Annotated in this window: 6 protein-coding genes; 4 read left to right on the top strand and 2 right to left on the bottom strand. The window is 62.7% G+C overall.

Annotation, left to right across the window (positions count from 1 at the left end; all coding sequences use genetic code 11):
- Positions 1 to 201: 201 nt before the first annotated feature.
- The gene (locus HQL56_05550; protein ID MBF0308973.1) at positions 202 to 795 is read left to right on the top strand and encodes a TerD family protein; all 594 of its coding nucleotides are present in this window, start codon (positions 202 to 204) and stop codon (positions 793 to 795) included.
- 243 nt (positions 796 to 1,038) lie between these two features.
- Here HQL56_05550 and HQL56_05545 read toward each other — a convergent pair whose 3' ends face one another.
- Complete coding sequence (locus HQL56_05545) at positions 1,039 to 2,229, bottom strand: IS4 family transposase (protein ID MBF0308972.1); 1,191 nt, start codon at positions 2,227 to 2,229, stop codon at positions 1,039 to 1,041.
- Positions 2,230 to 2,923: 694 nt separating this feature from the next.
- Between HQL56_05545 and HQL56_05540 the strand changes: the two genes are divergently transcribed.
- From HQL56_05540 to HQL56_05530, 3 genes are read left to right on the top strand one after another with little or no spacing between them, the layout of a single operon-like run.
- Entirely contained in the window at positions 2,924 to 6,919 is a 3,996-nt protein-coding gene (locus HQL56_05540; GenBank protein ID MBF0308971.1) for a response regulator, read from the top strand.
- Positions 6,919 to 7,320, top strand: coding sequence for a nucleotidyltransferase domain-containing protein (locus tag HQL56_05535; GenBank protein MBF0308970.1), 402 nt, complete (start codon positions 6,919 to 6,921; stop codon positions 7,318 to 7,320). Before HQL56_05540 ends, HQL56_05535 begins: the two co-directional genes overlap by 1 nt.
- The gene (locus tag HQL56_05530) at positions 7,317 to 7,748 is read left to right on the top strand and encodes a DUF86 domain-containing protein (GenBank protein MBF0308969.1); all 432 of its coding nucleotides are present in this window, start codon (positions 7,317 to 7,319) and stop codon (positions 7,746 to 7,748) included. Before HQL56_05535 ends, HQL56_05530 begins: the two co-directional genes overlap by 4 nt.
- Before the next feature lie 563 nt (positions 7,749 to 8,311).
- Here the strand turns inward: HQL56_05530 and HQL56_05525 are convergent.
- Positions 8,312 to 10,693, bottom strand: coding sequence for a copper-translocating P-type ATPase (locus HQL56_05525; protein ID MBF0308968.1), 2,382 nt, complete (start codon positions 10,691 to 10,693; stop codon positions 8,312 to 8,314).
- Positions 10,694 to 10,755 lie beyond the last annotated feature (62 nt).

Raw genomic sequence — 10,755 nt, 5'->3', positions numbered from 1 at the left:
TGGGGTTGGAAGTCAACAGCGAAAGGAAAAGTCCCAGGGCGCTGCCCTGGACCCGCCGGGGGAGATAATCCCCCCCGGACCCCCGTTTAGCTGAACGGAACCGAAAGCGTTCCGTTCAGCGTGGATTCAACTACCGGGTGTAGGGTAAGCCTGTGCCCGTTGCGCGGCACGTCGTTTTCATCCATTGGTGGGAGAAGAACCATGGCCGTGCAATTGCAAAAAGGGGAGAAGATCAGTCTGGCCAAAGAGTCGGGGGGGCGGTTGAGCCGGGTGGTTATGGGCTTGGGCTGGGATGCCGGTCCACCTCCGAAGCCGGGGTTGCTGAGTTTCCTGGGCGGGGGGGGCGGTGAAATCGATCTGGATGCCTCCTGTCTGCTCTTCGACGCCGTGGGTCGTATCGTCGATGCGGTTTGGTTCGAGCAATTGAAGAGCAAGGACGGCTCCATTCGCCATTCGGGGGACAACGTCTCCGGGCAGGGGGAGGGGGATGACGAACGCATCGAGATCGATCTCGATCGGGTGCCGGCCGGGGTCAAGGTGCTGGTTTTCACCATCAACAGCTTCTCCGGCGAGAGTTTCGAAAAGGTGCGCAACAGCTATTGCCGGCTGGTGGATGGCAGCAATGATCAGGAGGTGGCCCGGTATCAGTTGGAGAGTATTCCGGGGAACCATACCGCCATGATCATCGCCCGGCTTTATCGGCATGAAGAGGGCTGGAAAATGCACGCCATCGGGGAACTCACCCGTGGCAAGACCTTTCACGACATGATGCCCGTCATCAAGAACTATCTGTAGAGCAAAAATACGGGGGTCCGGGGGGGATTATCCCCCCCGGCGGGGTTCGGGGCAGCGCCCCGAGGTGTTGACGTGGCCGTTGACGTAGCGGTCCGCAGCGTAGAGCAAAAAAATACGGGGGTCCGGGGGGGATTATCCCCATAGGCGCTAACCTAATATGTCCCCATATCGGAGAGCTGTGCTTTTCGTCGTCTTCGGGCATAAGAGAGTGCGTCGCATATTTCTTTCCATTTCCCATTGACCTTATCTGGCGACAGAAATGGCATTATCCAATTCTGCAACTGATGAAGCATAAATTTGAACTCCCGCCACTTGCTCCGGCGCTGCCTGGCCGGGAACGACGAGTCCCCAGGGGGAAAATGATTTCGCTCTTGCGATTGCCTTTTCTGTAAGTAGGCAAATCAACATCTTGCCGTATAGCCATGCTTTAGCACTCTCCTTCTCTGTTTTTGGAAGATGGCCAAGCTGCGCTAACGATTTGAACCGCTTGAATAATAACTCGATCTGCCAGCGAAATCGATACAATTCAAGCGCATTCTCAAGTGGTAGTCTATCCTCTGGAACCGTTGTGAATATCATCATGAATCGCGCCAATTCAATTGTGTCTGGCGATAGTTTCTGCCGCTTGCGCTTGCTCCTGCCAACAACTTTCCTTGATGCCCGGTCTACCGCATCCTGACTCTTATAAACTGCACACAAACGATCAGGAATAACCTGCCCCTCATGGCGTATAAAAACAGGCCACTCTTTGCAATCCCCTGGTTTCTTCAATGTTCGCATGTAATCAAGCAGTTCAATCCGCTTTCCTTGCGCGTCTTCCATAGGGAAATTTGATGCGATCCTGGCAACAGAGAAGCCGCCACAATTTTGCACATAGGCCAACCCCGCTACGCGACCATACGCACGGTCACCCATGATGCATTCCCCTGGTTGAATGGGAATGCGCGTAAACGTCTCGCCGGTTCCTTTTCCTGTAGCAGGTGTCACTTCAAAATAATCGCACTCAAGGTCAGAAAGTCGTATGGCCACATGCATGCGCCAGGAACTTCCAGTCTTTCCAGGTTCTTTAACGTGCGTGGCATCCACCAATCTAACCGGTAATTCCCCTGTCATGAAATCAGGAGGTTGTCTCTGTTGCTCGCGCAACAGCGCCAGACAGAGCTGCCTGAAATAATTCCCCGCTTTGCGCAAGCGCTTCAGCAAAGCCACATCCGACACATCTGCCAAATTCCCAATTTGCCCTCTCGCGGCAGTTTCACGCAATGAATACCCTAGGCCAAGATGCATGAACAGTAGCTGCAAAAGCACCTCAACTGACGGTATTTCCCTAAATCTTTCAACGGCCTTGGTTTCTCGCGCCAGCGTCTCCCACTCTGCAGGCAACAAGCGCAATACGTATTTCCAACAACCTTCCAGCAAATAACGGGTATCCATGGCTGCCTCCTTGGATACCAATCATACACCATCAACGGGGTAATGTATAGGTTAGCGCATATGGGGATTATCCCCCCCGGCGGGGTTCGGGGCGGAGCCCCGAGGTGTTGACGTGGCCGTTGACGTAGCGGTCCGCAGCATTCCAGGAAAGCGCATCAAATCGCCACCCGCACCATCCGGACGACCCGCTGCGGACCGCGGGGGGGCAAGGGGGGGCCTCATCCCCCCATCCTTTTGAAACGCGCCAATTCCGCCCCGGTTTGGGCTTTCGGGAAAAAGCATCTCCTTTTTCCGAACAACCCCGGCTGCGTCAGGTTGGCGACTTCAAGGATGGGGAGGATGAGTCCCTCCCCTGGCCCCCTCCGGCGGGTCGAAGCGTGAACCGGGTGGGGTGCGGATTCCGGGTTGGACATTTTTCTCCGGGGCTTCGACCCGCTACGTCAACGGCCACGTCAACACCTCGGGGCGCCGCCCCGAACCCCGCCGGGGGGGATAATCCCCCCCGGACCCCCGTATATATCCACTTCTCCCCTTGGCTTCTACCCCCCCCCGAACCCCGCTGCGGGGGATGATCCACCCGAACCCCCGTATTATATCTCCTGCAAAGTCTTGCCGTACTCGCCTTCTTGCGGCATCCTGAAATGTGGGGGCCGATTTCAGCCAAATCACGACGTTCCACCGTAGACCAGCGGCAATGGATCTTCTCTATAGCCGGGAATACCTCTACCTGTTTTACGGCTTCGCCTTTCTGGTGCTGGCCTTGGTCTGCTTTTTGTCGGAACGCAGCCTGGTCAAACTGCCCCTGGCCTGGCTCGGCGCCTTCGGCGTGGTGCATGGCACCCTGGAGTGGCAGGAGCTGATCTCCCTGACCTTCGGGGATTCGGCTTTCTCCCAAACCCTGCGCACCTTCCTGGTCGGGCTCTCCTTCCTGCTGCTCTTCGAATTCGCCCGGCGGGCCCTGAGTCAGCGCCTGCCCGGTTTCCCCGGCCCCTGGTTCTCCCTGGTGCCGCTGATTCCACTGGCCCTGGGTTATGTCCTGCTGGGCAGTCAATCGATCACCCCCTTGACCCGCTACTTCTTCTCGGCCCCCGGCAGCTTCATGGCCGTGGCGGCGCTGCTGCTCACCCGCCGCGAGGAACAATCCCTGCAAAACCGCATCGGACTCCTCATCGGCGCCATCGGTTTCGCCCTCTACGGTTTTTCCAGCGGCCTGACTCCCGCTGCGGGAGACTTTTTTCCCGCCAATATGTGGAACAGCGAAAAGTTCCTGATCTATCTGAATATACCGGTGCAACTGGCTCGCGGCGGCACCGTTCTGCTGATCACTCTGGGGCTCTACCTCAGCTTTCGGCCCGCTTCCCGACGACTCAGCCGGCGGCGGCGTCACCATTTTCTGATCGCCCTGCTGCTGCTCATCCTGCTGCTGGCCGGAGGATGGACCGGGCTGGGGTACCTCTCCGGCCTCTACAACCAGGATCTGCGCTCCGAAGCGGGGCGCGACCTCGAAGCCCTGGTCTCCCGCGTCAAACACGAAATCGGCAACGCCGATGGCGCCTCCATGGCCCTCGCCGCCCTCTCCCAGGAGAGTTGGCCCCCGCAACCCCATCACCTGGAGCGCCTGCAGTCCGCCGTCGATACCATTCGCGATTCCGCCGGAGGCGGCATCGCCTATCTCATGGATGTGAACGGTACCGTGCGCGTCACCTCCAACCGCGACAGTCCCGCCAGCTTCCTCGACAAGAACTACCGCTTCCGTCCCTATTTCCAGTCCGCAGCAGCCGGACAGCGCGGCGCCTATTTCGCTCTGGGCGTCACCTCCCTGGAGCCCGGCTACTACGCCAGCCACCCCCTGAAAAACGCCGAGGGGGTGGTCACCGGCGCCGCCGTGTTCAAAAAAACCCTCGATCCGGGCGTGCTCGGGTTTCTCTCCTACGGCGAGGTCTTCCTCATCGATCGCCACGGCGTGGTGCTGGTCACCGGCCTCAACAGCCTGGTGCGACGACCCCTCTGGCCCATCCCGGCGGAAATCCGCGCCTCCCTCGATGCCAGCCGCCAGTTCGGCGCCATCCTGAACCAGCAACCCATCCTCGGCGAGGTCGTTCTCCACGGCCAATGGCTGGAGTGGCAGGGCAAACGCTACATGACCGCCCGCGCCGCTTTCAATGCCGAAGGCTGGTCCGTACTCCTGCTCAAACAGGATAAAAACCGCATCGTCATCCGCCTCTTCGGTGCCATCGTCATTCTGCTGCTCGCCGGCAGCCTCTTTCTCTACAATATCCTGCTGCACCGCGAAGCCACCGCAGAAGAGCGCATGCGCAAACTCTCCCAGGCGGTGGAACAGAGTCCGGCATCCATCGTCATCACCAATCGGGATGCCAATATCGAATACGTCAATCCCCGCTTCACCCAGATCACCGGCTACGAAGCCTGGGAGGTGGAGGGCAAGAATCCCCGGCTGTTGCAAAGCGGTCGCACCGATCCCCGAACCTACGCCGAAATGTGGGCCACCGTCAGTCGGGGAGTGCCCTGGAAAGGGGTCTTCGTCAACCGGCGCAAAAACGGCGAATGCTACTGGGAAGAGGCCATGGTGGCCCCCATCGTCAACGAGGAGGGGGAACTCACCCATCTGCTGGGCATCAAGGAGGAGATCACCGCCCGACGCGAACTGGAACAGGCCCTGCTGACCGCCAAAGAGCAGGCCGAAGCCGCCAATCGCGCCAAAAGCGCCTTTCTGGCCAATATGAGCCACGAAATCCGCACCCCCATGAACACCATTCTGGGCTTGGGGCGCATTCTTCTGGAGACAACCCTGTCGCCGTCGCAACGCGATTACCTCTCCCGCATTCACGACAGCTCCCGCCATCTGCTCTCCCTGCTCAACAACATTCTCGACTTCTCCAAGATCGAGGCGGGCCGCCTGGAGCTGGAACAGGCCCCCTTCGAACTGTGCCAGCTTTTCGACCACCTCGACAGCCTGACCACCTCCCAGGCGGCGGGCAAAGGGCTGGAGATCCTCTTCGACGTGCCGGCCACCATTCCGCGTCGCCTGGAAGGCGATCTGCTGCGCCTGGAGCAGGTGTTGATCAATCTGCTGCAGAACGCCATCAAGTTCACCCAAAGCGGCGAGGTGATGGTGCGGGTTCGGCAGAACCATTCCCGCCCGCTGGAAAACGGGCAGGTGGCCCTCACCTTCGAGGTGCGGGATACCGGCTGCGGCATCGACCCGCGCCAGCGGGAGAATCTGTTCCGCCCCTTCTCCCAGGGGGATCTCTCCACCACCCGGCGTTTCGGCGGCACCGGGCTGGGGCTGGCCATCTCCCAGTCCCTGATCGGCCTCATGAGCGGAACCCTGGAGGTCGACAGCACGCCGGGGCAGGGCAGCCGCTTCCACTTTACCGTCACCCTGAAACAACGCCCGGAGGAGACCGTGCCACCCCCCATGGAGCTTTTCCTCGGGCGGCGGGTGCTGGTGTTGGACAGCGCCGAGGGCAGCCGGCGCATCGTGCGACAGTTCGCCCTGGAGTTGGGCATGAATCCCCGCGAGGTCGAGTCCTTCATCGGCCTCAACTCCCTGCTGACCGACGATCTCGCCGGCGCGCCGGGATACGACCTCTGTTTCCTGGATGCCCGTTTTGCCTGCACCTCCGCCGCAGGCAGCACCCTGGGGGAGATTCTGCTGAACCATCGCTGGCAGAGCAAACCGCCCGCCATTCTGCTGATGGTGGCCTTCGGTCTGCCCACCCAGGAGTTGCCGGAAGCCCTGCGCCATCTGCCGCGCGTGGCCCGTCCGGTGCGGGGTCCGCGTCTGCGCGACGCCGTGGTTTCGCTGCTCAGTCCCGAGCGCGCCGTGGCGGCGGGTTGGGTCAAACCCTGCAGCGGCTTCCAGCAGGACGAAAGCACCGATCCGAACCGCTTGCAAGCCATCTCCGGAGCCCGGGTTCTGGTGGTGGAGGATCAGCCCGGCAACCAACTGGTGGCCCGCGAGCTGCTGATCCGGGCCGGCCTCTCCTGCGAGGTGGCCGATGACGGCCTGCAGGCCATCGCCCAATTGCAGAAAGATGCCGATTACGACCTGGTCTTCCTGGATCTGCACATGCCGGGTTTGGACGGCCTGGAAACGGCGCGTCGCCTGCGCACCTTCCTGCCCGATCTGCCCCTGGTGGCCATGACCGCCAGCGCCCTTCGCGAGGACCGGGAACGCTGTCTGCAAGCGGGCATGAACGACCATCTGGCCAAGCCCATCGATGTGGCCACGCTGCATAACATGCTGTTGCGTTGGATTCCCCCCCGTGAGATGGCCGCCCGGCGTGCGCTGGTGAAACCGACGCCCCCCCCGATGCCCTCGGACTGGCCGGAGTCGCTGGAGGGCATCGATCTGCAGCAGGCCCTCTCGTATACCGACGGCGATCGGGAGCTGGTGTCCACCCTGCTGAAAGGCTTCGCCAGTCGCTACGATCAGGTGCCGCAACGCCTCACCGACGCCCTGCAACGGGGCGACCGGCGCGAAGCGGCCCATCAGGTCCACGCCCTCAAGGGCATCGCCGGCACCCTGGGCGCCACCACCCTGCAACGCGCCGCCGAATCCCTGGAAAACGCCCTGCGCAAGGAGGCCGAAAGCGACGATCAGGTCAACACCTTCTGCGAAGCCCTGGGGGTGATCCTCAAAACCAGCCGGGGGTTCGGGGGGTGATTCCCGACCAATCCATCGTCGAGGCCGTGCGCACCTTTTTCCCCCGGGTGCAGGCCATCTACCGTTTCGGCTCCTGCGGCACCGCCGACGAGCGTCCCGACAGCGATTGCGACCTCGCCCTGCTGCTGCCTCCCGGCGACAAGACCAGGCTTGCGGTGCATCCCCTTGCGGAGCAACTGGCCGCTTTGCTGGGGCGGGAGGTCGATCTGGTCAATCTTCGGCAGGTGGATACCGTCTTTCAGAAGGAGATCCTCGCCGCCGAACGGCGTATCGATGCCGGGGATGTCCAGGCCGCCGACAGCTTCGAAATGCTGGTGCTTTCCTATTATCAACGCCTGAACCGGGAGCGGCGGGAGATTCTGGCCGATTTTCGCGCCAGCGGGAGGGTGTACGAGTCGTGAGCGAGATTCTCCTCAACAAGGTGGCAAGTATACAGCGTTGTCTGCACCAGGTGCGGGATTACGACGCCCGGCCCTCGGATGTGCCCTTCGAGGCGGATCACTTCAAACAGGACGCCATCGCCGCCAATGTGCAACGCGCCTGTGAACAGTGCATCGATCTGGCCAACCATGTGGTGCGGCTGCGCAAGCTGGGATGGCCGAAGGAGAGTCGGGAGAGCTTTCGCCTGTTGGCCGACGCGGGGTTGATCCCCCAGGAGCTGGCCGGGCGTTTGGGGCGCATGGTGGGCTTTCGCAACCTGCTGGTACACCAATACCAGCCATTGGATATCGGGCTGCTGCGCGAGGTGATCGACCATCGGCTGGAGGATCTGATGACCTTTACGGAAATCCTGGTTCGGCAGGATGTGGATGAGTCAGCGATTCAGTAATACGGGGGTCCGGGGGGGATTATCCCCCCCGGCGGGGTTCGGGGCAGCGCCCCGAGGTGTTGACGCGGCTTTGGCCGTAGCGGTCCGAAGCACTCCGATATAACGCAAAAAGCCAATCCCACATTCGATCCCGACGAAGGCTTCGGACCGCCCGGAGGGGGTAAGGGGAGGGTCTCATCCTCCCCATCCTTTTGGGAGGTGCCGATTCCGCCTTGGTTCGGGGTGGCTTCGAGGGTCGTTTATTCGTTTGAAGAGCCCCTTGGGAGAGATCTTCGAAAACCTCGATGCGCAGGTGGCTTCGAGGGTCGTTTATTGGTTTGAAGAGCCCCGGCTGTATCTTGGCGCGTTCAAGGATGGGGAGGATGAGGCCCTCCCCTGGCCCCCTCCGGCGGGTCGAAGTGTGACATGGGTTGGCGGCGGTGCGGAGTTGGGCATTTCACCTTTTGGCTTCGACCCGCCAAAGGCCACGTCAACATCTCGGGGCGCTGCCCCGGACCCCGCTGAGGGGGCAGCGGAGCTCCCCCTCAGGCTCCCCCAACCCTGTTTACAACTTAAAAGATATTTTAGGCCGGCTTGATCTTCAGGCGTAGCGCGTTCGACACCACCGTCACGCTCGACAGACCCATCGCCGCCGCCGCCATCACCGGCGTCACCTCCACCGTCGGCGACAAAACCCCCGCCGCCAAGGGCACCAAAACCACATTGTAGGCAAAGGCCCAGAACAAATTCTGCCGGATGTTGCGCATCGTGGCCTTGGACAGGTCGATGGCCGTCACCACCCCGCGCGGATCCCCACCCATCAACGTGATGTCCGCCGCCTCCATGGCCACCTCCGCACCCGTGCCCAAGGCCACCCCCACATCGGCTCGCGCCAACGCCGGCGCATCGTTGATGCCATCCCCCACCATGGCCACCACCCGACCCTCCGCCTGCAAACGGGCCACCTCCTCCGCCTTGCGCTCCGGCATCACTTCCGCCACCACCCGTTCGATGCCCGCTTGCTTCGCCAAAGCCCGCGCCGTGCGCTCATTGTCCCCCGTCAGCAACATCACCTCGATGCCACGCTCCCTCAATGCGGAGACCGCCTGTCGCGCCCCTTCCTTCAAGGTGTCCGCCACCGCCAACACCCCCAGAATGGCATCCCCCGCCGCCGCCAGCATCGCCGTGCGACCCAGGGCCTCCTGCTCCTGCAACGCCTTTTCCCAATGCTCACCGATGGGCAAACCCCGTTCCGTGAGCAACAGCCGCGTGCCCACCACCACGGTTTCACCATTCACCATGGCCACCACACCCCGCCCCGGCAGGGCCTCGAAGGCGGTGGCTTCGATCAGGGTCAAACCCCGCTCCCGCGCCCCCGCCACCACCGCACGCGCCAACAGATGTTCCGAACGGCTTTCGGCGGACGCCACCTGCGACAACTGTTGCGCCGTGCCGCTCCAGTGGACCAGTTGCGCCTTGCCGGTGGTCAGGGTGCCGGTCTTGTCGAAAACAACGCAGGAAACCGTGTGCAATGTCTCCAGCGCCTCGCCGCCGCGCACCAGGATGCCGTGGCGCGCGCCGCGTCCGATGCCCACCATGACCGAGGTGGGGGTGGCCAGTCCCAGGGCGCAGGGGCAGGCGATGACCAGCACGGCGATGGCGTGCAGCAATCCGTTGGTGAAGGCGGGTTGCGGTCCGAAGATCCACCAGGCCAGCAGGGTCAACCCGGCCAGTATCAGGATGGCGGGCACGAAAATCCCGGCGATGCGGTCCGCCAGGCGGGCGATGGGGGGTTTGGCCCCCTGGGCCTGGCGCACCAGGCGCACCAGATGGGCCACGGTGGTGTCGCGACCGACGCGGGTGGCCCGCATGACGAACGCGCCGCTGCGATTGATGCTGCCGCCGATGACTTGGGCTCCGGCCTGGCGTTCGACGGGCAGGGATTCGCCGGTGAGCAGGGATTCATCGAGTTCGCCGTGTCCGTCGAGGATTTCGCCGTCGACGGGCACCCGTTCGCCGGGGCGCACCATCAGATGTTCGCCGACCTGGACCGAGGCGGCGGGCACTTCGATTTCGCCTTCGGGTTTGATCAGTCGGGCGGTGGGCGGGGTCAGGGCCATCAGGGCGCGAATGGCCTGGGAGGTGCGGCCTTTGGCGCGCGCTTCCAGGAAACGGCCCACCAGCACCAGCACGATGATGAAGGCGGAGGAGTCGAAATAGACCTCGGGGTTGGTGAAGAGGTGTGGAAAGATCAGGGCCACGAGGGAGTAGCCGAAGGCGGAGAAGGTGCCCAGGCTGACCAGGGAGTGCATGTTGGCGAAGCCGTGGCGCAGGGCTTGCCAGGCGCTTTTGTGGAAGTAGCTGCCGACCCAGAACTGGATCGGTGTGGCCAGCAGGGCTTGCAGCAGGTGGTTTCGGCTGGGGCTCAGGAGGTCGTGACCCAGCATGTGGAGGTGCATCAGGCCCATGATGGCGGCGGCGAGGGGCAGTCCGACGAGCAGGCGCAGGCGCAGGTCGCGGTAGTCGCGGGTGCGTTCTTCCTCGACGAGGTCGGTGGTGTCGGTGGGGTTGGTTGGGGTATGGAGGTGGTAACCGGCGCGGGCCACGGCGTCTCGCAGGGCGGGGAAGGGGGCTTGTCCGGCGAGGGTGCGCAGGAAGGCTTCGCCGGAGGCGAGGTTGACGCTGGCGTGGAGGACGCCGGGCACGGTAGCGAGTTCGGTTTCGGCTTTCAGGGCGCATGCGGCGCAGGAGAGGCCGCCGATGCCGAGGGTGATTTCCTGGATGGGCACCTGGAAGCCCTGCCCCTGGATGGCGGCGATGGCGGCGGGCAGGGGTCCGTCGAAGGAGGCCGAGGCGGTGGCCAGGTTGACCGAGACGGCGGAGAAGCCGTCGAGGGCGGAGAGGGTGCGTTCCAGGCGTCCGGAACAGGAGGCGCAGCGCATGCCGGTGACAGGTACGGTAACCATGTTGTTTTACTTGTAAAAAGGGTTGGGGGAGTTTGAGGGGGAGCTCTGCTGCCCCCTCAAGG

Source organism: Magnetococcales bacterium, from assembly GCA_015231925.1.
GTDB lineage: Bacteria > Pseudomonadota > Magnetococcia > Magnetococcales > JADGAQ01 > JADGAQ01.
Note: the sequence above shows the minus strand (reverse complement) of the source record. Positions and strands in the feature narration are given on the sequence as shown.

Excerpts from the sequence above, each read along its gene's own strand:
- HQL56_05550 (MBF0308973.1), top strand. The coding sequence starts at position 202 with ATGGCCGTGCAATTGCAAAAAGGGGAGAAGATCAGTCTGGCCAAAGAG.
- HQL56_05545 (MBF0308972.1), bottom strand. The coding sequence starts at position 2,229 with ATGGATACCCGTTATTTGCTGGAAGGTTGTTGGAAATACGTATTGCGC.
- HQL56_05540 (MBF0308971.1), top strand. The coding sequence starts at position 2,924 with ATGGATCTTCTCTATAGCCGGGAATACCTCTACCTGTTTTACGGCTTC.
- HQL56_05525 (MBF0308968.1), bottom strand. The coding sequence starts at position 10,693 with ATGGTTACCGTACCTGTCACCGGCATGCGCTGCGCCTCCTGTTCCGGA.